The 23156-nt window shown below is 60.5% G+C and carries 18 protein-coding genes and 2 tRNA genes; 8 read left to right on the top strand and 12 right to left on the bottom strand.

The features are described from left to right. Positions 1–8: 8 nt before the first annotated feature. Complete coding sequence (locus ACHPFG_RS25770) at positions 9–893, bottom strand: TIGR02285 family protein (RefSeq protein WP_431700783.1); 885 nt, start codon at positions 891–893, stop codon at positions 9–11. Further along, positions 893–2092 (bottom strand): CaiB/BaiF CoA transferase family protein, encoded by a 1200-nt coding sequence (locus tag ACHPFG_RS25765; RefSeq protein WP_431700782.1) that lies wholly within the window; start codon positions 2090–2092, stop codon positions 893–895. Before ACHPFG_RS25765 ends, ACHPFG_RS25770 begins: the two co-directional genes overlap by 1 nt. A gap of 148 nt (positions 2093–2240) precedes the next feature. Between ACHPFG_RS25765 and ACHPFG_RS25760 the strand changes: the two genes are divergently transcribed. Together ACHPFG_RS25760 and recJ are read left to right on the top strand one after the other, a co-directional pair. Then, positions 2241–2783 (top strand): YaeQ family protein, encoded by a 543-nt coding sequence (locus ACHPFG_RS25760; protein ID WP_032890801.1) that lies wholly within the window; start codon positions 2241–2243, stop codon positions 2781–2783. Between the two features lie 96 nt (positions 2784–2879). After that, entirely contained in the window at positions 2880–4589 is a 1710-nt protein-coding gene (gene recJ / locus ACHPFG_RS25755) for a single-stranded-DNA-specific exonuclease RecJ (RefSeq protein WP_431700781.1), read from the top strand. A gap of 136 nt (positions 4590–4725) precedes the next feature. Here the strand turns inward: recJ and ACHPFG_RS25750 are convergent, their stop codons facing one another. The 4 genes from ACHPFG_RS25750 to ACHPFG_RS25735 form a co-directional block, all read right to left on the bottom strand. Next, positions 4726–6006, bottom strand: coding sequence for a virulence factor family protein (locus ACHPFG_RS25750; RefSeq protein WP_431700780.1), 1281 nt, complete (start codon positions 6004–6006; stop codon positions 4726–4728). Beyond that, positions 6006–8648 carry a bifunctional lysylphosphatidylglycerol flippase/synthetase MprF gene (gene mprF / locus ACHPFG_RS25745; protein WP_431700779.1) on the bottom strand — a complete coding sequence of 881 codons (2643 nt, stop codon included), beginning with the start codon at positions 8646–8648 and terminating at the stop codon, positions 6006–6008. The genes ACHPFG_RS25750 and mprF overlap by 1 nt, the downstream gene beginning before the upstream one ends. Positions 8649–8914: 266 nt before the next feature. Then, positions 8915–8991 (bottom strand) — tRNA-Met (locus ACHPFG_RS25740). 207 nt (positions 8992–9198) lie between these two features. After that, positions 9199–9275 (bottom strand) — tRNA-Met (locus ACHPFG_RS25735). Positions 9276–9556: 281 nt separating this feature from the next. Here ACHPFG_RS25735 and dinB point away from each other — a divergent pair. Then, on the top strand, positions 9557–10615 hold the full coding sequence (dinB, locus tag ACHPFG_RS25730; RefSeq protein ID WP_115487213.1) for a DNA polymerase IV: 1059 nt from the start codon (positions 9557–9559) through the stop codon (positions 10613–10615). A 75-nt stretch (positions 10616–10690) separates the two neighbouring features. Here the strand turns inward: dinB and ACHPFG_RS25725 are convergent, their stop codons facing one another. The 4 genes from ACHPFG_RS25725 to ACHPFG_RS25710 all read right to left on the bottom strand — a co-directional run bounded on the left by ACHPFG_RS25725 (position 10691) and on the right by ACHPFG_RS25710 (position 15503). After that, a complete protein-coding gene (locus tag ACHPFG_RS25725) occupies positions 10691–11644 on the bottom strand; it encodes a hypothetical protein (protein ID WP_431700778.1) in 954 nt (317 codons plus the stop codon). 20 nt (positions 11645–11664) lie between these two features. After that, the gene (locus ACHPFG_RS25720; protein ID WP_065925012.1) at positions 11665–13380 is read right to left on the bottom strand and encodes a proline--tRNA ligase; all 1716 of its coding nucleotides are present in this window, start codon (positions 13378–13380) and stop codon (positions 11665–11667) included. A gap of 184 nt (positions 13381–13564) precedes the next feature. Beyond that, positions 13565–15097 carry an AmpG family muropeptide MFS transporter gene (locus tag ACHPFG_RS25715; RefSeq protein ID WP_339452908.1) on the bottom strand — a complete coding sequence of 511 codons (1533 nt, stop codon included), beginning with the start codon at positions 15095–15097 and terminating at the stop codon, positions 13565–13567. Positions 15098–15140: 43 nt separating this feature from the next. After that, entirely contained in the window at positions 15141–15503 is a 363-nt protein-coding gene (locus ACHPFG_RS25710; RefSeq protein ID WP_131697940.1) for an MGMT family protein, read from the bottom strand. 144 nt (positions 15504–15647) lie between these two features. Between ACHPFG_RS25710 and ACHPFG_RS25705 the strand changes: the two genes are divergently transcribed. From ACHPFG_RS25705 to groL, 5 genes are all read left to right on the top strand, one after another. After that, entirely contained in the window at positions 15648–16655 is a 1008-nt protein-coding gene (locus ACHPFG_RS25705) for a DUF481 domain-containing protein (RefSeq protein ID WP_027605476.1), read from the top strand. Between the two features lie 94 nt (positions 16656–16749). Then, positions 16750–17481 (top strand): HugZ family protein, encoded by a 732-nt coding sequence (locus ACHPFG_RS25700; RefSeq protein WP_431700777.1) that lies wholly within the window; start codon positions 16750–16752, stop codon positions 17479–17481. A 66-nt stretch (positions 17482–17547) separates the two neighbouring features. Beyond that, complete coding sequence (locus tag ACHPFG_RS25695; protein WP_024077215.1) at positions 17548–18024, top strand: FxsA family protein; 477 nt, start codon at positions 17548–17550, stop codon at positions 18022–18024. A 246-nt stretch (positions 18025–18270) separates the two neighbouring features. Beyond that, complete coding sequence (locus ACHPFG_RS25690) at positions 18271–18567, top strand: co-chaperone GroES (protein ID WP_003175874.1); 297 nt, start codon at positions 18271–18273, stop codon at positions 18565–18567. A 50-nt stretch (positions 18568–18617) separates the two neighbouring features. Continuing rightward, on the top strand, positions 18618–20264 hold the full coding sequence (groL, locus tag ACHPFG_RS25685; protein WP_131697937.1) for a chaperonin GroEL: 1647 nt from the start codon (positions 18618–18620) through the stop codon (positions 20262–20264). Between the two features lie 78 nt (positions 20265–20342). Here groL and ACHPFG_RS25680 read toward each other — a convergent pair whose 3' ends face one another. Beyond that, a complete protein-coding gene (locus tag ACHPFG_RS25680) occupies positions 20343–21062 on the bottom strand; it encodes a phosphatase PAP2 family protein (RefSeq protein WP_431700776.1) in 720 nt (239 codons plus the stop codon). A 51-nt stretch (positions 21063–21113) separates the two neighbouring features. Further along, positions 21114–23063, bottom strand: a complete 1950-nt coding sequence (locus tag ACHPFG_RS25675) for an LTA synthase family protein (protein WP_431700775.1) — start codon at positions 23061–23063, stop codon at positions 21114–21116. Positions 23064–23156 lie beyond the last annotated feature (93 nt).

Genomic DNA, 23156 nt, shown 5'->3' with positions numbered 1-23156 from the left:
GGGATTTGTCAGGGTTCTGGTGAATCCTGGAAAAAACTCGGGTTGTCTCGCAGGTAATGTTCACGCATCGCAGGGTCTAGCCAGGCGGCATAGGACTGTTGTACTTGTGCCAGCGGGAGGCTGAGCAGAACCTGGTTGATCCGTTCCATGGCCTCGCGCCCCTGAGGCGTATCCGAGCAGCCGATATACGTGCGCTGGTAAGGTGCTGTGCCCTTGATGGGGTAGAAGCTGAGGTCTTCGGTTGCGATCCCCTGTTGCATCGCGTGGTAGCGGATTTCCGGCCAATAGCCCAGCACTGCCTCCAGCCGGCCCAGGCGCTGCATCTGCAGCAAGCTGCCAAGGGCATCGTTGCCGTAGTGCAGTGCCAGTTTGTGTGTGTCGGCCTGTTTCAGCCGCTCATCGATAACGGGGCCGTAGCTGCGTTCCGCAATCGCGCCGACCCTTGCCTTAGGGGCGGCGAAGAAGGCCTGCAGGTCAAACTGGCCGTCTACGATAAACGCCGCCAAGGCGTCCTGCTGGCTGTGTCGAATCGTGACGCCATTACTGGCGACCACAAACGCCTGCCTGGAAAATACGATGTACCTGGCCCGCTCTGCCGTCCACAGCAATGATGGATCGCAGGTGAGCGTGGGCTCGCGCAGCATCTGCATGCCGCGCGCGCGATTGACGTGCATTACCTGGTGGCGATACTCCGGCAAGTGTCCGATCAGTATCGGCAGCAACTGGTCGAGTGCACCCTGGCCTTTGCTTGGCCCTTCGAAGATGGTCAGCGGCGGCAAGTCGCGCAACAACCAGATCAACGTGCCCTCGGCACTCGCCGGTACGGGCCAGCTGCCGGCCAGCATGACGGCCAGGTACAGCGCAATGAGCCAGTGTTTGCAGCCGTGGGGCATCAGATTGCGCCTTTCTCACGCAGGCGAACAATGGCGGCGGCGTCGTATCCCAGCTCGCCCAACACCACGCCGTTGTGTTCACCCAGTTGCGGCCCCACCCATTCGCAACTGCCCGGTGTATCCGACAGCTTGGGCACGATGCCCGGCATCTTGAAGTCCTTGCCGCCGGGAAGCCGGGCCTTGAGGAACATCTCGCGCGCGAGGAATTGCGGGTCGCCCAGCATGTCTTCGGCGCTGTAGATACGGCTGGCGGGCACTTCGGCCTTGTTAAGTTGCTCCACCACTTGCTCCAGCGGCAGCGAGTTCACCCAGCGATCAATCACGCCATAGAGTTCATCACGACGGCTATCGCGCCCGTCATTACTGGCCAGTTGTGGATCGTGCGCCAGGTCTTCCCGGCCGATGGCACTCATGAAACGTTTGAAGATGGCATCACCGTTGGCGCCGATCTGAACGTGCTTACCGTCCGCGCTGGTGTGGATCGACGACGGCGTGATGCCGGGCATGATGTTGCCGGTGCGTTCGCGAATAAACCCGAATACGTCGAATTCGGGGATCATGCTTTCCATCATGGCGAAGATGGCTTCATACAGCGCCACATCCACCACCTGGCCCACACCTCCGTTGACCTCGCGATGACGCAGCGCCATCAAGGCGCCGATGACCGCCCACAGCGCGGCGATGGAGTCGCCAATGGAGATCCCGGTGCGTACCGGCGGGCGATCTTCGAAACCGGTGATATAGCGCAGCCCGCCCATGGACTCGCCCACTGCGCCAAACCCGGGTTGGTCTTTCATCGGCCCGGTCTGGCCGAAACCCGAGAGGCGCACCATGACCAGTTTCGGGTTCAGTGCGTGCAGGGTTTCCCAGCTCAGGCCAAGCTTTTCCAGCACGCCGGGGCGGAAGTTTTCGATAAGGATGTCGGCGTCGGCCAGCAGTTGCTTGAGAATCGCCAGGCCGTCCGGATGCTTGAGGTTCAGCGTCAGCGACTTCTTGTTGCGCGCCTGCACAAACCACCACAGCGAGGTGCCTTCATACAGCTTGCGCCATTTGCGCAGCGGGTCGCCGCCGTCCGGGGATTCGACCTTGATCACCTCCGCGCCGAATTCGGCGCAGATACGTGAAGCGAACGGTCCGGCGATCAGGGTGCCGAGTTCGATGACTTTCAGGCCTGCAAGTGGTTTGGCATTAAACGACATGGGGATCCTTGTCTGCGCAGAACGATGATGTGAAGCCTTTTAACATAGGCGAGTAGCCCAGGGATAAGGATGATGCAGCGCAGGATTCGGTGAATGACCTCGCCATCGGTTAGACTGGCCGCCTTTCCCTGTCTCTAGAAGCCCGTTCATGGCCCAGCCGTCCACGACCTATAAATTCGAACTCAACCTCACCGACCTTGATCGCTCGGTGTACGAGAGCGTCAAGCAGACCATCGCCCGTCACCCGTCGGAAACCGAAGAACGCATGACCGTGCGTCTGCTGGCCTACGCCCTTTTTTACAACGAACAGTTGGCGTTCGGTCGTGGCCTGTCAGATGTAGACGAGCCAGCCCTGTGGGAAAAAAGCCTGGACGATCGGGTCCTGCACTGGATCGAAGTCGGCCAGCCGGATGCCGACCGCCTGACCTGGTGCTCGCGCCGCACCGAGCGCACCAGTCTGCTGGCCTACGGCAGCCTGCGCGTGTGGGAAGGCAAGGTCGTGCCGGTGGCCAATAACCTGAAGAATGTCCACATCGCAGCGGTGCCTCAGGAGATTCTGGAGGTTCTGGCCAAGGACATGCCCCGCGTGATCAAGTGGGACGTGATGATCAGCGAAGGCACGATCTTCGTCACTGACGACCGTGGCCAGCACGAAGTACAACTGCAATGGCTGGTGGGCGAACGCGGTTGAAAATGTGGGAGGGGGCAAGCCCCCTCCCACATTTGATCTGTGTTGCCTTCAGAGTTGTCGTTTAACCGTTGTATTCAAGAGAAGCTCCCGTCACCCATGCGTATCGATCCCCGCCCATTGCCCGCCGTCCTGCCCTTCCTGGGTGAATTGCCGCCACTGTTGACCCGTCTTTACGCCGCTCGTGGTGTGCAGTCCGAGGCTGAGCTGGACAAGAGCCTGGCGCGGTTGATTCCCTATCAGCAGCTCAAGGGCATCGACGCGGCAGTGGACTTGCTGGTGACGGCACTGGAACAGCGCCAGCGCATCCTCATCGTCGGTGACTTCGATGCCGATGGCGCTACCGCCAGCACCGTTGGCACCCTGGGCCTGCGTCTGCTCGGTGCGGCGCATGTCGCTTACCTGGTGCCCAATCGCTTCGAGTACGGCTACGGCCTGACCCCGGAGATCGTCGCCGTGGCGCTGCAGCGCGAGCCGCAGTTGCTGATCACCGTGGACAACGGCATCTCCAGTGTCGAAGGCGTGGCGGCGGCGAAAGCAGCGGGGTTGCAGGTGTTGGTGACCGATCACCACTTGCCTGGCGACGAGTTGCCGGCGGCGGATGCCATCGTCAACCCGAACCAGCCGGGCTGTGAGTTCCCGAGCAAGGCCCTGGCCGGCGTTGGCGTGATCTTCTACGTGCTGATGGCCCTGCGCGCGCGTTTGCGCAGTCTGGGCTGGTACGAGAACACGCCTCAACCGAATATCGGCGAACTGCTCGACCTGGTGGCCCTCGGCAGCGTCGCCGACGTGGTGCCCCTGGACGCCAATAACCGCATCCTCGTGCATCAGGGCCTGGAGCGTATTCGCGCCGGTCGCGCACGGCCGGGGATCAAGGCGATCCTCGAAGTCGCCAAGCGCGATGCGGCGCGCATCACGTCCACCGACCTCGGCTTTATCCTCGGGCCACGCTTGAACGCCGCTGGGCGCCTGGACGATATGAGCCTGGGCATCGAATGCCTGCTCACCACGGATTTCGCCGCGGCACGGGAAATGGCCGCGCAACTGGACGGCATGAACCAGGACCGCAAATCCATCGAACAAGGCATGCAGCGCGAGGCCCTGGCCCAGCTCAAGGACTTGCCGGTGGAATCGATGCCCTACGGCTTGTGCCTGTTTGATCCGGACTGGCACCAAGGTGTGATCGGCATTCTTGCGTCGCGCATGAAGGAGCGGTACTTCCGCCCGACCATCGCCTTCGCCGATGCCGGCGATGGGCTGCTGAAGGGCTCTGGACGCTCTGTGCAGGGCTTTCACATCCGCGATGCGCTGGCGGTGGTCGCGAGCCAGCATCCCGACCTGATCACCAAATACGGCGGCCACGCCATGGCGGCGGGGCTGACCTTGCCCGAGGAAAATTTCCCACTGTTTGCCGAAGCCTTTGACGCCGAAGTGCGTCGGCAACTGCGCGAAGAAGACCTCACCGGGCGCCTGCTGTCCGATGGCACCCTCGCGGTGGAAGAGTTTCACCTGGAACTGGCGCGCGCATTGCGGCATGCCGGGCCGTGGGGGCAACACTTTCCAGAGCCGCTGTTCCATGGCGTGTTCCAGCTGGTAGAGCAGCGAGTGGTGGGGGAGCGGCACCTGAAAGTCGTGCTCAAGAGCGAGTGCGGGTCGGTGAAGCTCGATGGCATTGCCTTTGGCGTCGACCGGGAAGTCTGGCCGAACCCGTCCGTACGTTGGGTGGAGTTGGCTTACAAGCTGGACGTGAACGAGTTTCGTGGGAATGAAACCGTGCAACTGATGATTGCCCACATCGAGCCGCGCTAGATCTTACCGACGCCGCAAAAAACTGTGGGAGGGTGCTTGCCCTCGATAGCATTGGGTCAGTCACAGCATTGTTGACTGACACTCAGCTATCGGGGGCAAGCACCCTCCCACAGTTTGATTTGTGTAAGGCTCGGGTTTATTCGGTTTTGGCCTGGTGCTTCACGATGATATCCACCAACCGCTTGGCCAGCGCCGGGTAGTTCTCATCGAAGTGATGCCCGCCCGGCAGCTTCACAGCCTCGCCCACGGCAGTCTTGTCGGTGCAGCCACTCTCGTCGACTTCTTCGGCACCGTAGATGCACACCACCTTGTCAGCCGGCAGCTTGGCCATTTCCGGACCGGTCGCGGCTTCTTTGCCGGCGTTGCCCAGCCAACCTTCCACTTCGATTTCAAAGCTGCCGGTGCGGGCGAATGCCAGCAGGATGATGACGTCCACACGCTGCTGTTCGTTTTCCGGCAGGCGGTTGTAGATCGCCGGCAGGACGTCGGCACCGAACGAGTAGCCGGTCAGTACAAAGCGCTTGGTGCCCCACTTCTGCCGGTAGTGCTGCATCAGCTCGGTGAGGTCCTTGGCGCTTTGTTCCGGGGTCTTGTGCTGCCAGTAGTAGCGCAGGGTGTCGATGCCGACCACCGGGTAGCCGATCTTGGCCATCTCGCCGGCCACATCGCGGTCGAGGTCACGCCAGCCGCCATCACCGGAAAGGAACAGGGTCACGGTGTCCTTGGCCTGGCCAGCCGGTACTTCCACGACGGGAATCGCCAGGCCGCCGTTGTCCGAACCCACCAGTTGCTTGCGCAGTTCGTTGTTCAGCACTTGCGGATAGTGAATGTCGTAGTCGCTGATACTGGTGGTGGCACGTGGGGTGTCACGTACGAAACTGGCGCTTTCATCGTCAGGGTTGTCGTTCCAGGCCACCAGCCAATTACCGTGTGCGGCGGTTTTCGGCAGTGGGTCCTTGCAACCTTCCTGCACCAACGCGAAGCCGACGGAGATGGCGTTGGCCTTGTCGTCGTTCTGTGTGGCCAGCCAGCGCCAGGCGAGGGCGGCGCCAGGACCGATACCGCTGACCAGGGTCGCGGGCCCTTTGAGCTGGCCCAGGGCGCTTTGCAGCGCTTGTTCCTGCAGCTTGCAGTCATCCTTTGGCAGGACCACCTGGACGATCTGCGCCTTGCCGCCCTGGCTCAGGGTAATCAGTTGGCTATCCGTCAGGGTTTCGCCAGCCATCACCGCCACCGCGACGCGGGCTTTCGGGGTGCCGGCTGGGGTCACACGGGTCATCACCGAGCCGTCGGCCTGGGGCAGTTGCTCCAGGGTCGGCTGTGGGGCAGGGCGGTTCCAGAACCAAAAGCCGCCACCCAGGACCAGGGCGAGCAGCACTACAAAGGCCAATACATACCGCCAGGAGCGTCGAATCATCAGCGTTTCACCAATCCAGTCAAGCCGCCCGCGATCAGGGCGGCGGTATCGGCCAGTGCCACCAGTGGGTCAAGTCCCGCGGGCACGGCCATGTAACGGGGTTCCCAGTCAGGCTGGAACTTGTCTTTGAAGCGGCGCAAGCCTTGGAAGTTATACAGTTGCTCGCCGCGACGGAACACCATCGAGCCCAGACGCTGGGTCAGTGGCGCGCCGCGTCGCGGTTGCAGGCCCGACAACGGCACCATGCCGAGGCTGAAGCGAGCATAGCCGTGACTCTTATAGTGTTGAATCAGGCCGACCATCATGAATTCCATGGTCAACTTGGGCGCATCCGGGTGGGCGCGCATCAGGTCGAGACTGGCCAGGTCGTGGTTGTAGGTCTCGAGCAGGTTGGCGAAGGCCACCGGGCGACCTTCGAAGCGAATGATCGCGATGCGAAAGTGCTTGAGGTAGTCGTCGCTGAAGCGTCCGAGGGAAAAGCCCTTTTCCCGCACATTCTTACCGGTAAGCCAGGCATCCGAGATGACTTTTAATTCATCCATCGGCGCCGTGCCGGGTTCAAAAATCTCCAGGGACAGGCCGTCCCGGGTGCCACGGTTCCAGGTGTAGCGCAGGTCCTTCATCTCTTTGCCCTTGGCTTCCAGGTCAAAGCGTTTCAGGTCGACGCGGGCCTCTTCCCCCAGCTTGATCGCGGTGAGACCGATGTCCATGTAATAGGGCAAGTTCTCGGCGCGTACCTGATAGAACACCGGGCGCGCATGATGGATGTCGCACAGGTCACGGAACTGCCAGATCATTTCGGCACGGGGTTGAGTCGGGCCGATCGGGTCATACAAGGCCACCAGGCTGCGCCCGCGACGGGCGTACATCAGGAAGGCTTCATCGTTGGGGTGGAACAGCAGCGCCTTGTCGCCGGTCAGCGCCAGGCCGCCGTCGGGTTGCGACGATGCCATCAGGATCTTGGTGGCGCGTTCCAGCTCATCGGGTGTCGGCAGGTGGATCACCGGGCGTGCGGTGCGCAGCAGCCAGGTCAGCGAAACGATGACCAGCAGCACGGCGGCGCCCAGCAGTGAGCGCAGGCCGCGCGGGGCGTTGGCATCGAGGGTGAACTGCCACCACAGTTGATGGCTGTACGGTACATCTTGATACGCGAACAGCAGCAGCCAGATAGAAGCCCCCAGCACACAGACACTGGCCACCAGGTACAGCGGTGAAAAAGGCAGCTCGGTCAGGCGGCTGGCGCGATAGAACGAGCGGCGGAAGATCGCCAGCAGTATCGCCGTCATGGTCATCAGGCTGGCTTCTTCCCAATCGAACCCCTTGAGCAGCGAGAGCAGGGCCCCCACCAGCAGCAGCACCATGGTCAGCATCCACGCAGCCGACAAGCGTCGACGCAGACCCTGGGCCAGCAAGAGGCACAGCACGCCGATCAGGCTGGCACCGAAGTGCGAGGCGTCAATCAGGCGGTGGGGAATCAGGAAGCCGATGTTTTCCAGGCGTGAGTCGATCTCCGGCGTGGCGCCGGAAAACAGCAGGACCACGCCGGACAAAAAAACCAGTACGGCCAGCACCGGGGCTGCCAGGCCAGAAGCCACCCGCAGACTCTGTTGGGTCTGGAACAGGCGCTGCGCTTCGTTGACCAGCAGGAACACGCAGGCGATCAGCAGCGGTAATACAACGTAGATCATGCGATACAGCAGCAGGGCGGCCGCCAGTGGCGCTGCACCGAGCTTGTCGGCGAAGGCCGCGAGCAGGATTGCCTCGAATACCCCGACACCGCCTGGTACATGGCTGAGCACACCCGCGGCCAGCGCCAGCAGATACACCAGCAGGAACGGGCCGAAAGGCGGTGCTTCCGGCAGCAGCATATAAAGGACGGTAGCGGCAGCGGCAACGTCCAGTGCGGTGATGATCAGTTGCAGGAACGTCAGGCGCCGGCCAGGCAGGCGCAAGGTCCGACGCCCGGCTTTTACCAGCAGGTTGTCAGGGTAGGGCTGTTCCGGCAGGCGGCGGCGATAGATACCGATGCACAATACGGCCGACAGCAACAGCACCGCGCCGGCAACGCCGCCGAGCACAGTTTGTGGCAAATGCAGGTAGGTCGACGCTGCCGGCAAGTTGCTCAACGTGGCCAATGCAGCCAGCGGGGGCAGGGCGCAGCCCAGTGCCAGGCTGGCGAACACGGTCATGTGGGCGACTTCCGAAGCCCCGATGCCATGGCGTGCATATAAACGGTAGCGCACCGAGCCGCCCGAGAGCATCGAAAGGCCAATGGCATTGCCGATCGCAAAGGCAGTAAAGCCGCCGAGGGCCAAGGTCTTGGCAGGCAGGTTCACCCCGGCATAGCGTGCGCCGGAAAACTCATAGCCCAACAGAATGACGAACCCCGCGATGGCGGCGGCGAACGCACCGAGCAAAGCGGGTTTGGGCACTTCCAGGATCGAGTCGTGGAGGGCGTAGAGGTCCAGCTCCAATAGCAGGTGTCGGCAGGCGATCAGCGCGATTGCGAACAGCAACAAGGTCACGGCCAGCCCTATGGGTTGCCGGTATTTGCTCAACAGATCCAGCCAGCGCAAGCGGGTCGGAGCGATAGGTTGTTCTGCTGTGACGGTGTCTTGTGGTTCAGACGAGTTGGCGCGCATCAATCACCTCGTGGATTGTGCGCGACAGGATGGAGGTATCCAGCCAAGTTACCAATCCCTATGGACAAAATAATTACAAATATTAACGCGGATCACCGGGTGCGGCGACTGCGGCCATTGGTCGTAGAGGCGTAAGCATAGCGTGCGATGAGATGGACTCTACAAACCGCGTACGGTTTCATGAAAGATGCCATGCCATTGTTTCAGATGAACTTTTTCATCGGATACAAAAAAGGCCACTCTTTCGAGTAGCCTTTTTTGATGTTTGGTTGCGGGAGCCGGATTTGAACCGACGACCTTCGGGTTATGAGCCCGACGAGCTACCAGACTGCTCCATCCCGCGTCTGTGGCCGGCATTCTACAGCCCAGCGGCGAGGTGTCAACCGTTAATGAGCCGATGGGTCAAATAAGTGTGAAATGAGCGGTGAAGGGCGACTGTTGAAGGTAAGTGCGCGATGGGTAAAGATTTTTTTGTCTTACAATTTTCGTACAGACACAAAACAGGCGCGCACAAAAAAGGCCACTCTTTCGAGTAGCCTTTTTTGATGTTTGGTTGCGGGAGCCGGATTTGAACCGACGACCTTCGGGTTATGAGCCCGACGAGCTACCAGACTGCTCCATCCCGCGTCTGTGTGTCGGCATTCTACAGAGGATCGCGTGTGTGTCAACCTGTGAATCGAAGAAAAGGGCTTGTGGTTCAATCGGTTAGCTCTCCAAACAGAGCCATTTCAATGGTGCGGGCCAGTAGGGCTAAGGGTTTCAGCTCTATTGCGGGGCTAATTTCGATTGAGAAAATAAATTCATCTGGGAATTTTCCTACCGCGTAGGCGGAAGATTCAAACTACTGGTGCTATATACAGGGGTGAATGCGATACTGCTCACCCGTTGGATTACACCCCCTTCTATCTATGACGCAGCGCAAAATCATCCACGTCGACTGTGATTGCTTCTACGCCGCCATTGAGATGCGCGATGACCCGAGCCTGGCGCAAAAGCCCCTGGCGGTAGGTGGATCGGCAGATCGAAGGGGCGTGATCGCTACATGCAATTACGAAGCGCGGGCGTATGGGGTGCGTTCAGCCATGTCGTCGCGCCATGCCCTGAAGCTCTGCCCGGACCTGACCATCGTCAAGCCGCGCATGGATGCATATAAGGAAGCGTCGAAGGAAATCCAGACGATCTTCCGCGACTACACCGACCTGATCGAGCCCCTCTCGCTGGACGAGGCCTACCTGGATGTCTCCGACAGCCCGCACTTTGGCGGCAGCGCCACGCGCATTGCCCAGGATATTCGGCGCCGGGTCTCCAACCAGTTGCACATCACCGTGTCCGCCGGCGTGGCACCGAACAAGTTTTTGGCCAAGATCGCCAGCGATTGGAAAAAGCCCAATGGCCTGTTTGTCATTACCCCGGATCAGGTCGAGGACTTTGTCTCCCAACTGCGGGTAAGCAAGTTGCACGGCGTGGGCAAGGTGACGGCGGACAAGCTGGCGCGCCTGGGCATCGAAGACTGCCTGCAATTGCGCGAGTGGAACAAGCTGGCGCTGGTGCGTGAGTTCGGCAGTTTTGGCGAGCGGCTGTGGAGCCTGGCCCGTGGGATAGATGACCGTGTGGTACAGAACGACAGCCGGCGGCAATCCATCAGTGTGGAAAATACCTACGATGTGGACCTGCCGGATCTCTCAAGCTGCCTGGCGAAACTTCCAGAGTTGATGGAAACCCTGGCCGGGCGCATGGCGCGTATCGACAGCAGCTATAAGGCGGGAAAGCCGTTCGTTAAGGTGAAGTTTCATGACTTTACCCAGACGACGTTGGAGCAGGCGGGAGCGGCGCGGGATCTGGAGAGTTATCAACAGTTGATGACCCAGGCGTTCAATCGTGGCGGCAAACCGGTGCGGTTGCTGGGGATTGGCGTACGGTTGCTGGACCTGAGTGGCGGGAACGAACAGTTAGAGTTTTCTTGGTAGAAACCGGGGAAAAAATGTGGGAGAGGCAAGTCGCACCGCCCCTCCCACATTTGGATCTATAGCGTTTTCGAAGTCTCAGCGTGCTCCGGGATCTGCGACTAACCGCCCCGCATCCTTGGTCAACGCTTGCAGGAATTCCTGCTGCAACTCGGGATCATTGCGGGTCAATTCGATCAGGCTTTGTTCCAGCTCACTGGCTTCTTCTTCCAGGCCCAGCTCCGACAGACGCTTGACCCGGTGCACCCACTGGCTGACTTCATCGTCTTCGAGATCGTCGTAGATCAGTCCGTGGGCTTCCAGCAATTTGCCGCGCAGGGTGCTGCTGATTGCCAGGGTCGAGTCCGAGTGCACGTCGTCCTGGCCATCTTCCACGCTGATCTTCAAGGTCGTGACGCGGTTCAGGTCCTGCTCGGCAAACGGGCTGTCCAACAGGTTCAGGCGCAGGACGCCGTTGCGGTCGGTGGTCAGCTCATGGGTCTGTTTGCCGGCGGTGACCTGGACCGGGCGTTCGCTCCAGGGGAGGCTCGAATATTCCACGCGCTTGTCACGCTGGACCTCATCGATACCGGCCAGGTTCTGTTGCGCACGGCCATGGGACTGCACGTTCATGAACGGGTTGAGGCCGTCCACGCCGTAGGTCAGCCAGTCGTGGGTCATGCTGGTCGGCAGGTTGCCGAGGGCGAAGATGTTCGCCACGTTGGCGCCCGCGCCCGCGACCAAAGCCACTGCACCCAAGGGCATCTCATAGAGTTTGCGCCAGGGCTGGTAGGGCGTGTAGCGGTCGTAACGACGGGTGACTTCGAATTCGGTGACCTCAAAGGTCTTTTGCTCGTGAATACGAACCCGGCGTTGCGGCAGTTCCAGCACTTTGGGTTCGCCTACATCGATCTGCAGGCTGTGGTCGAGCAACTTACGCTCGACCCGCTCCTCGTGCTCACTGCGTTGCGACATCTGATTGGCGCAGCCGCTGACCAGCAGGGCGCCGCACATGGCGGCGCCCCCCAGGGCTCTGGTGTTTCGCTTGAACATGACTTCTCTTGATCTGGTTTTCAGCGACGAATACGCGCCTGGAGGAAAGACAGCACGTCAGCCACCGGCAACGGTTGGGCTTCGGCTTCGGTCCGGCTCTTGTATTCCAGATTGCCATCGGCCAGGCCGCGGTCACTGACCACGATCCGGTGCGGGATGCCAATCAGCTCCATGTCGGCGAACTTGATGCCCGGGCTGGTTTTCTTGTCCCGGTCATCCAGCAGCACTTCAAAACCAGCGGCCGTCAGTTCGGCATACAGCTTGTCGGTGGCTTCGCGTACTTGCTCGGTTTCGTAACGCAGCGGTACCAGGGCAACCTGGAAAGGCGCCAGGGCGTCACTCCAGATAATGCCTTTCTCGTCGTTGTTCTGCTCGATGGCAGCGGCAACCACGCGGGAAACGCCAATGCCGTAGCAGCCCATGTCGAGGGTGATCGGCTTGCCGTTCTCGCCCAGCACTTCGCACTTCATCGCCTTGCTGTACTTGTTGCCCAGCTGGAAGATGTGCCCGACTTCGATGCCGCGCTTGATTTCCAGGGTGCCCTTGCCGTCCGGGCTTGGGTCGCCGGCCACCACGTTGCGCAGGTCGGCCACGGTCGGAACCGGCAGGTCACGCTCCCAGTTCACGCCGAAGTAGTGCTTGTCGTCGATGTTCGCGCCGATACCGAAGTCGCTCATCAGCTCGACTGAGCGGTCGATGATGATCGGCAGCGGCAGGTTCAGCGGGCCGAGGGAGCCGGCACCGGCGCCAATGGCGTCGCGCAGTTCGGCATCGCTGGCCATGACCAGCGGGCTGGCCACGCCAGGTTGCTGGGCGGCCTTGATTTCGTTGAGTTCGTGGTCGCCACGGATCACCAGGGCGATCAGCTTGCCTTCTTCTTCGGCGTGCACGATCAGGGTCTTGATGGTCTTTTCAATCGGCAGATTGAATTTCTCCACCAGGGCCGCGATGGTCTTGGTCTCTGGCGTATCCACCAGGCGCAGTTCTTCAGCCGGGGCTGGACGGGACGTTTCCCGTGGCACGGCTTCTGCTTTCTCGATGTTCGCCGCGTAGTCGGAACCGTTGCTGAACGCGATATCGTCTTCGCCGGACTCGGCCAGCACGTGGAATTCGTGGGAGCCGGCACCGCCGATGGAGCCATTGTCCGCTTCAACCGCCCGGAACTTCAGGCCCAGGCGTGTGAACACGTTGCAGTAGGCCTGGTGCATGCGGTCGTAGGTAGCCTGCAGCGATGCCTGGTCGGCGTGGAACGAATAGGCATCCTTCATGATGAATTCGCGGCCGCGCATCAAACCGAAGCGTGGGCGGATTTCATCGCGGAATTTGGTCTGGATCTGGTACAGGTTGAGGGGCAGCTGTTTATAGCTGCTCAACTCGTTGCGCATCAGGTCGGTAATCACTTCTTCGTGGGTCGGGCCGGCGCAGAAGTCGCGGCCATGACGGTCCTTGAAGCGCAGCAACTCAGGGCCGTACTCTTCCCAGCGCCCGGATTCCTGCCACAGCTCGGCCGGTTGGGTGCTCGGCATCAACACTTCCAGAGAGCCGGCGGCGTTCATTTCTTCACGAACGATGGCTTCGACCTTGCGCATCACCTTCAAGCCCATGGGCAGCCAGGTGTACAGGCCGGAGGCCAGTTTGCGGATCATGCCGGCGCGCAGCATCAGCTGATGGCTGATCACGACCGCGTCGGAAGGCGTTTCTTTCTGTGTGGCGAGCAAATATTGACTGGTACGCATGGTAGGCCGTTGTCGGTTGCTTGGACTTGAAATGACTTGGGATTGTACGGGCGCAAACTGCTGGAGTACAGGCATCAGAATGCAGAGGGGGATGTGGGAGGGGGCTTGCCCCCGATAGCAGGGTGTCAGGCGCTTATGTGTCACTGACCCACCGCTATCGGGGGCAAGCCCCCTCCCCGCATTGTCAGTCTTCGGCGGGTGGATTCAACCGAATCCGCCGATTCTCCTGATACCAGTGCAACGCAATCAGCAACAGTGTCGGCACACCCAGCATGCAGGTGATCAGGAAGAAATTGTGGTACCCGAATTTCTCCACCATCACCCCCGAATACCCGCCGATCAGGCGAGGCAGCAACAGCATGATCGAGCTGAGCAGCGCATATTGGGTGGCGGAAAACTTGAGGTTGGTCAGGCTCGACAGGTACGCCACGAATGCCGACGTGGCCAGGCCCGAGCTGAAGTTATCCAGGGAGATGGTAAAGATCAGCATCTGCAGGTCGGGCCCCATGTCGGCAAGCATCACGAACAGCAGGTTGGTCCCCGCCGAGGTCACGCCGCCGATAAACAGGATCGGCAGGATGCCGAAGCGCACGATCAGCAGGCCGCCCATGCCGGCGCCGAGCAGGGTCATGATCAGACCGAAGATCTTGCTGACCCCGGCGATCTGGTCCTTGGTAAAGCCCTGGTCGATGTAGAACACGTTGGCCATCACGCCCATCACTGTGTCGGACATGCGATAGGTGGCGATCAGCCCCAGCAGCAGCAATGCCTGCCAGCGGTAGCGCAGGATAAAGTCGTTGACCGGCGTGAGTACCGGCGCCAGGCCCCGCCGACCCATGGCCGAAAGGCATAACGCGGTGAGGGTGATATAGAGAATGGCACGCAGGAAAGCGCGGTCGTCCATCAGCAAGTCCCACAGGCTGACACCCTGAAACAGCACGCTGGCGAAGTCGGTGTTGAACAGCTGGGTGAACATCGCCGGTACGGACACCAGCAGGACGATCAGTACGAACACCGACACCAGTTGATGCACGAAGCTGTAGCGTCCGGCCTGCAACTGGGTGCGCAGCGGCACATTCGGTTCGCGCATGAACAGGGTGGTCAGCAGCGCCGGGATCATCAGCACGCCGAACAGCACATAGGTGCCGGTCCAGGCCGAGTGCTTATAGTTGAAGCCAGTGGAGCCGAAGCCTTCGGCAAAGAACAGCGCACCGGCCGTGGCCAGCAGGGCGGCGATGCGGTAGCCGGACATATAGCTGGCGGCCAGGGCGGCCTGGCGGCTGTCGTCGGCGATTTCCAGGCGATAGGCGTCGACCGCGATGTCCTGGGTGGCGGAAGCGAAAGCAACCACGACGGCAATGGCGATCAGCCAGGACAGGTGTTTCTGCGGGTCGCAGAAGCCCATGCCGATCAATCCGAGGATCACCAGCGACTGTGCAAGCACAAGCCAGGAGCGACGACGTCCGAGTTTACCGAGCAGTGGCAGGCGCCATTGGTCGAGCAGCGGCGACCAGACCCATTTGAAGGCATACGCCAAACCGATCAGGCTCGCATAGCCGATGGTCTCGCGGGCCACACCGGCCTCACGCAGCCACACCGAAAGCGTCGAGAACACCAACATGTAAGGCAAACCGGCGGCAAAGCCGAGCAACAACAGCACTAACGTCGAGGGGCTGGCATAGGCGGCGAGCGCGGCGCGCCAGGTTTTACGGGGCATGGGCTGGAGTCTGCCTCAGATTCACGGAAACAAAGCGCGCACTCTAACCGCTGTGCTCTACCGGGCGCCAGCCATGGCGCTGAATATCCACGCGATTGTTGCGCACCGTGACGCCCTCATCGCGCAAGCGCGCCCGCTGCTCGTCCCCTGAGACGCTGCCCACCGGCAGGCTTATCCGACCACCGGCACCCAGCACGCGGTGCCAGGGCAATGTGGTGCCCTCGGGAAGTTGGCTCAAGGTGCGCCCGACCCAGCGTGCCGCGCGTCCCAGCCCGGCCAGTTGTGCCAGCTCGCCGTAGCTCACGACGCACCCTGGCGGGACTTGCGCCAGTGTCAGGTACAGCGCAGTGCGGCGCATCTCGGCGGGGTTTTGTGGAGCATCGGCAGGCTGATTCACTGTGGGCATATCCGTTGGGATCGTCGGTCTTTTGTAAGAAACGTCTGTAAGTATGCTGTTGAGAATTGAACTCAACACAAATCCTTGAGTCAGTCCTAGCTATCTAACACGATAATCGCCCCTTTTCGCCAACCTTGAGCTCCCCATCCGCTTATGTTGTCCAGAACCCTGCTGTGCCTTGCTGTCTTCAGTGCCTCCACGCCCCTGCTGGCCGATACCGTCTGGTTAAAAAACGGTGACCGCCTGACCGGCAAGATCAAGGTCTTCGACGGTGGCAAGCTACTGATCCAGACCGACTACGCCGGCGCCATTCCGGTGGACTGGAAGCAGGTGAAAACCCTGGAGAGCGACCAGGAGCTGCTGGTCAAGCAGGACGCCTACACCGGCGAGAAAGCCAAGTCCCTGCAGGCGGCGGACGATGGCAAGGTGGTGCTGGCCAATGGCGAGGCGCCCAAGACCGTCGAGCTGGCAAGTATCCAGCAGATCATCAAGCCCAAGCCGGTGATCGAAGACCTGGTGTGGAAGGGCAATGTCGACATGGCGCTGGACTACAAACGCGCCGAAAAAGACACCAACGACTACGACATCGACTTCAAGACCACCGCGCGCCATGGCCAATGGCGCCATACCGGGCAGGGTGAATACAACCGCGAGTTCCAGGACGACGTCACCACCACCGACAACTGGGCCCTGGAGTATGACCTGGACCGCTTCATCACCGAGCACTGGTTCTGGCAGGGGCGTCTGACCTACAAGCGCGACAAGGTTGAAGACCTGGCGCGCCAACGTACCGTCGGTACCGGCCCGGGCTACCAGTTCTGGGACGACGAACTGGGTGCATTCTCCCTCGGTTCGTTGGTCAACCGCACCGATTACGAATATGCCGATGGTGGCAAGGACAACTTCTATTCCCTCGCCATGAAGTGGAACTACAACCGCTACCTGGTGGGCAAGACCGTTGAGTTCTTCACCAATGGCGAGGTGGGCAAGCCTATCGACGGCCCGGCGGAGTACTCCCTGGATGCGGAAATGGGCCTGCGCTATAAAGTCACCGAGTGGGCGTCGCTCAATCTTAAGGCCGAGCGCGACGTGATCAGCGGCGATTCGGAAAGCAGCCTGAGCAAGACCCGCTATACCGCAGGCTTCGGCGTCGCCTGGTAATCGAGCCCCTGGCAACCGGCGCGTAGATTGATTACCTTGTGTTGAGATCCATTCCCATACGCTATGGGCGGCTGAATACCCGAGGAGTCATACGTTGAGCACGCAGGTTGCCAAGAACGCCCGAGAGCTGTTGCTCAAGGAGTACCGTGGGGCTCTCTCCACATTGTCCAAAGCCATGCCCGGCTTTCCGTTTGGATCGGTTGTCCCTTATTGCCTGGACGAGCAGGGCCGCCCGTTGATCCTGATCAGCCGCATCGCCCAGCACACCCATAATCTGCAAAAAGATCCCAAGTGCTCGCTGCTGGTCGGCGAGCGCGAAGCGGATGATGTGCAGGCCGTGGGGCGCCTGACCTACCTGGCCGAAGCCGAGAAACTCGAGGAGGTGGCCGCCATCGAGGCGGCCGCCGAGCGCTATTACCGCTACTTCCCCGATTCGGCCAACTACCACAAAGCCCACGATTTCGATTTCTGGATGCTCAAACCGGTACGCCACCGTTATATCGGCGGGTTTGGCGCGATTCACTGGATCGACCAGTTGACCCTGGCCAACCCCTTCGCGGGCAAGGCCGAGCGCAGCATGATCGAGCACATGAACAGCGACCACACCAAGGCCATTGCCCACTACGTCGAGTTGGCCGGCTTGCCGACGTTCGAGCCTGCGCAATTGGCCGGCATCGACAGCGAAGGCATGCACCTGCGTATCGGCCAAGCCCTGCATTGGCTGCCATTTGCCGAGTCTTGCAACACGCCGACACAAGTACGCGAAGCCCTGGTTTCATTGGCCCACGCCGAGATCTGGCCGAAAAAAGCCGCTGCTGAAGCTTGAATTCACGAAACGGCGACGTCATCTAAGGTGGACTGGCAAGGCATTCTTGCGTTGAGGAACCATTTGATGCGCCCTTTTTTATTGCTCTTTCTGCTGTTCCCGGTGTTGGAGCTGTTCGTATTCGTTCAAGTCAGCGGTGCGATCGGGTTCTTCCCGGCCCTGTTGCTGATCATTCTCGGCTCGATGCTCGGCGTCCTGGTGCTGCGCGTCGCCGGCCTCGCCACGGCGCTGCGTGCCCGTGAGAGCCTGAACCGCGGCGAACTGCCGGCCCAGACCATGCTCGAAGGCCTGATGATGGCGTTGGCGGGCGGCCTGTTGATCCTGCCGGGCTTTATCAGCGATGTAGTGGGCCTGGTCATGCTGCTGCCGTTCACCCGCAAATTGCTGGCGGGCAAGATGCGCCAGCGCGCCGAAGAGGCCGCGATTCGCCAACGTGCGTTCGCCGACGACCTGCAACCCCGTGGCGGCCCGGCTCCGCGCCAACCGTTGGGGCGAGAAGGCGATGTGATCGAAGGCGAGTTCGAGCACCGCGACAGCAAATAACCGCTTCACTGGCACGGCACCTTCGGGTGCCGTGTTGCTTTTATAGGCTGGCAGACGCAAAAAAATCATCGCCGGCCCCTTGTAATAAGCTTATGCGCCCTTATGTAACGGTCACCGCAAGGTTTCTGGTGGCGACACCGGACAGACTTCCGTGTTTCGCCCAGCGAACCGCGACCGGCACTGCCGGAATACAACCCGCCGGTATCGATACCGGCCGATGAAAAACATAATTAGGAGAGATCGACAATGAGCAAGCTTCGTCCTCTGCACGACCGCGTCGTAATCCGTCGCAGCGAAGAAGAAAAGAAAACCGCTGGCGGTATCGTTCTGCCAGGTTCGGCTGCTGAAAAAGCCAACCACGGTGTGATCGTCGCTGCAGGCCCAGGCAAGACTCTGGAAAACGGTGACGTACGTGCGCTGGCCGTTAAAGTCGGTGACAAGGTTGTATTTGGCCCTTACTCCGGCAGCAACACTGTGAAAGTCGACGGCGAAGACCTGCTGGTTATGGCTGAGAACGAGATTCTCGCTGTTCTGGAAGACTGATTTCCCCGCTCATTTTCCCGTTACTACAAAGTATTTAAGGAATATCGATCATGGCTGCTAAAGAAGTTAAATTCGGCGATTCCGCCCGTAAGAAAATGCTCACCGGTGTCAACATCCTGGCTGACGCAGTAAAAGCGACCCTGGGCCCGAAAGGCCGTAACGTGATCATCGAGAAGAGCTTCGGCGCTCCGACCATCACCAAGGACGGCGTTTCCGTCGCCAAAGAAATCGAACTGGAAGACCGTTTCGAGAACATGGGCGCGCAGCTGGTCAAAGACGTTGCCTCCCGTGCCAACGATGACGCAGGCGACGGCACCACCACGGCTACCGTTCTGGCTCAGGCCATCGTCAACGAAGGCTACAAGGCCGTTGCTGCCGGCATGAACCCGATGGACCTCAAGCGCGGCATCGACAAGGCGACCATCGCCATCGTCGCTGAGCTGAAAAACCTGTCCAAGCCTTGCGCCGACACCAAGGCTATCGCCCAGGTAGGCACCATCTCCGCCAACTCCGACAGCTCCATCGGCGACATCATTGCCGAAGCCATGGAAAAAGTCGGTAAAGAAGGCGTGATTACCGTTGAAGAAGGCACTGGCCTGGAAAACGAACTGTCGGTTGTTGAAGGCATGCAGTTCGACCGTGGCTACCTGTCCCCGTACTTCGTCAACAAGCCGGAAACCATGGTTGCCGAGCTGGACAGCCCGCTGATCCTGCTGGTCGACAAGAAAATCTCCAACATCCGCGAAATGCTGCCAGTGCTGGAAGCCGTCGCCAAAGCCGGCCGCCCACTGCTGATCGTTTCCGAAGACGTTGAAGGCGAAGCCCTGGCGACCCTGGTTGTGAACAACATGCGTGGCATCGTTAAAGTCGCAGCCGTCAAGGCTCCAGGCTTCGGCGACCGTCGCAAGGCCATGCTGCAGGACATCGCCGTCCTGACCGGCGGTACCGTTATCTCCGAAGAGATCGGCCTGAGCCTGGAAAGCGCCACCCTGGAAAACCTGGGTAGCGCCAAGCGCGTGACCATCTCCAAGGAAAACACCATCATCGTTGACGGTGCTGGCGTTGACGGCGACATCCAATCGCGCATCACTCAGATCCGTGCGCAGGTTGCCGAGACTTCCTCGGACTACGACCGTGAAAAACTGCAAGAGCGCCTGGCCAAGCTGTCCGGTGGCGTTGCAGTGATCAAGGTTGGCGCTGGTTCCGAAGTTGAAATGAAAGAGAAGAAAGCCCGCGTTGAAGACGCCCTGCACGCAACCCGCGCAGCCGTCGAAGAAGGCGTGGTACCTGGCGGTGGCGTTGCGCTGATCCGTGCTCTGGAAGCGCTGACTAACCTGACCGGCGACAACGCTGACCAGAACGTCGGTATCGCTGTGCTGCGTCGTGCTGTTGAAGCACCGCTGCGCCAGATCGCTGCCAACTCCGGCGACGAGCCAAGTGTTGTGGTCAACGAAGTCAAGAACGGCAAAGGTAACTACGGTTACAACGCTGCGACTGGCGTCTACGGCGACATGATCGAAATGGGCATCCTGGACCCTACCAAGGTGACTCGTTCCGCTCTGCAAGCAGCATCCTCCATCGGCGGCCTGATCCTGACCACCGAAGCTGCGATCGCTGATGCACCGAAGAAAGAAGGCTCGGCTGGCGGCGGTATGCCAGACATGGGCGGCATGGGTGGCATGGGCGGCATGATGTAAGCCAGCCTTACCCCTGTACTGAAAAAGCCCCGCCTGCAGTGATGCAGGCGGGGCTTTTTTGTGGGCGGTGCCTTGGCTTCAGGTGGGCATTGCGCGCGTGGATGGCCGGTACAGCAACAGGCAATACAGCCCCAGGCAGATCAGCCAGCAGAAAATCGCCGTCCACACGTTATGGGAAAAGAAGTGCGCGCCTTGCATCATACGGCTGACGGAAAACACGCTGCCCAAGCCGATGGCGAAGATGAATGCGTAGCGCGCCATGCGCGGCTGCCGGTCACGCAGGGCAAAAAACAGCGCGAACAAGGCGAACCCGGTGGCGGCATGACCGCCGGGCCAGCAGCGCCCGGGTTTATCGGTGGGCGGGCGAGGGCTCAGCAGTTTGCTGTAGGTTTCCTGACCGCCGAATTCCTGGACGCTCCACGGGCACTGGACGCCGGTGATGGTTTTCAGCGGAGAGACAAACGCGGTCGCCAGCCCGAGTGACAGCACCAGGCAGCCCAGTTCACGACGATAGGGTTTGAGCCGTCGGAGAACAAACGTGCCGGCAAATCCCAGGATCGCCAAGACCGAGAACAGGATGACCAACTGTTTGGCGCGGTCATGCAGGATATCTTCGAGGAAGAAACTGTAACGCCCGATGAAGCCTCCCTCCGCGCCGTTGTAGAACAGCTTGGCGAGGTCCATGTCCAGCGAGGTCAGCTCCAGCAACAGCAATAGGAGCGCAGCGCCGCCGGGGATGCCCAGGCAGAGCCATAAGTTGAGAGGTTTGCAGACCGGTATGACGGGGGTGGTTCGCATGGTGAACCCTGGTGAAAAACGTCCCGTACTGACCTGTATGGGACGTTTTGGTTAGCGCGTGCTCAGTGCCGGGGCCTCTTCCTTGGGCGCTCTCCAGCTCAGTAACTGTTGTTTGAAGTCATAGCTGGCGGTCTGGTAGTAGGTGATCGCCCGCTGGATCAACGGGTCATCGCTGCCGACCCGCAACTCCTGGCTCTCACCCAGGGCCTGGTCGTGGCGGCGCAGGCCCAGGCGTGGGCTGAGAATGGCCAGGTCCTTGCCGTCGAACAACCCCAGGTGCTGGTAGTTGCCGATCACGACCCGAGGTGGCAGTGGGTTGTCCAGCAGCAGGTTGCGGCCAAAGAAGGTGGATTCGTAGCTCAGGTTGAGCAGGCCCAGCAGCGTGGGCGCCAGGTCGATCTGGCTGGCCAGTTGTGCGCTTTCCCGTGGGTCGATCAGCTTGGGCGCATAGATGAACAGCGGAATCTGGTAGTTGGTGATGGGCAGGTCTTCCTTGCCTGCGCTGCCGGCGGTGTGGTCGGCGACGAAGATGAAGATCGTGTTATCGAACCAGGGTTTTTGGCGGGCGGCTTCCAGGAATTGGCCGATGGCGTGGTCGGTATATTTCACGGCGCCGTCGCGGCCATTCCCGGATTTGATGTCGATACGCCCATCCGGGTAGGTGTAGGGGCGGTGGTTGGAGGTGGTCATCAGTTGCAGCAAAAAGGGCTGCTGCTTGGCGTAGTCGGCGTCGGCCAGTTTCAGGGTTTGGTTGTACAGGTCCTCGTCAGCCATGCCCCAGGCGTTCTTGAACGAGATTTGCGACTCGGGCACGCTGCTCTGGTCCACGACGCGATAACCGTTGCCGCTGAAAAACGCGTTCATGTTATCGAAGTACCCGCGCCCGCCGTACACAAACACGCTGTCGTAACCGACGGCTGTGAGTTGTTGCCCCAGGCTGGCGAAGCCGCTTTCACGACCAATGCGCTTGACGATCGAGCGCCCAGGGGTAGGGGGGATCGCCAGGGTAATCGCTTCCAGGCCACGGTCGGTGCGGGTGCCGGTGGCATAGAAATTATTGAAATACAGGCTCTGTTTACGCAGCGCATCGAGGTTAGGCGTGAGGTTGCGCTCGTCGCCGTTGCTGCTCATGTACTTGGCGCTGAAACTTTCGATGGTGACCAGCACGATATTGGGTTTGCGCGGCGTGCCCGGGTTGGTGATGGCACGGCGAATATCCAGCGGGTCCTGCCCGATAAAGCGGGCGTTAGGTTCGTTCAGCTCTGCACGCAGTTGCTTGGCGGTAACGTCGGTTGGCAAGCTTTTGTAGAACTGTGGGTAATCCAGCTCGTTGTTACGGAATGCGGCGAAAAACTGATACGGACCATTACTGGCCAGTTCGTTCTTGTAGGCATTGCCGCCCTGGGCACGCGGGCTGTCCTGGCTGATCAGTTGCAGGCTGAGGCCGGCAACCACCAACAGGGCCAGGGCATTCACCAGGCGGCCACGCATCGGCGGCAGTGGGGCGCTCATCGCCGCATTGAACGGCTTGCGCAAGGCCAGGCTCAAGACAATCGCCAGCATGGCGAGCAGGCTCAGCAGTTTGCCGATCGGGTAGGACTCCAGCAGGTTGTTCAACACCTCATCGGAGTACACCAGGTAATCGACGGCAATGAAGTTGAAGCGCACGCCGAATTCATCCCAGAACAGCCACTCGGCTACGGAGGTAAACAGCATGGCGAACAGGCTGAGGGTGAGCACCGTCTGCAGGAACCAGCGGTGGCCGCGACGGCGCCACAGCGCGGGTGGGCACAGCAGCAAATACAGACCCAGCGGCAGTGCCGCATAGGCCAGGAAACCCAGGTCGTACAGCAGGCCCACGCCAAACACCGGCAGCAGGTTGCCGCCGACTTCATCCAAATGGGTGATCAGCAGCACGCTGCGAGTGAGCAGGAAAATAACCAGCCAGGCACCGGTTACCAACAGCAAATAGCGCATTGGCGCCGTCTTGAGCAACCCCATGTCCATGTTCCTTATTTCAATGGGGGGCGATCTTCTGCCTGACACTGTAGTCAGTTTGTGAAGCTATAGTGAAAAACTCGTTGGTAGACGGAA

The sequence above is a fragment of the Pseudomonas sp. BR20 genome (assembly GCF_050780135.1).
Taxonomy (GTDB): Bacteria; Pseudomonadota; Gammaproteobacteria; order Pseudomonadales; family Pseudomonadaceae; genus Aquipseudomonas.
Note: the sequence above shows the minus strand (reverse complement) of the source record. Positions and strands in the feature narration are given on the sequence as shown.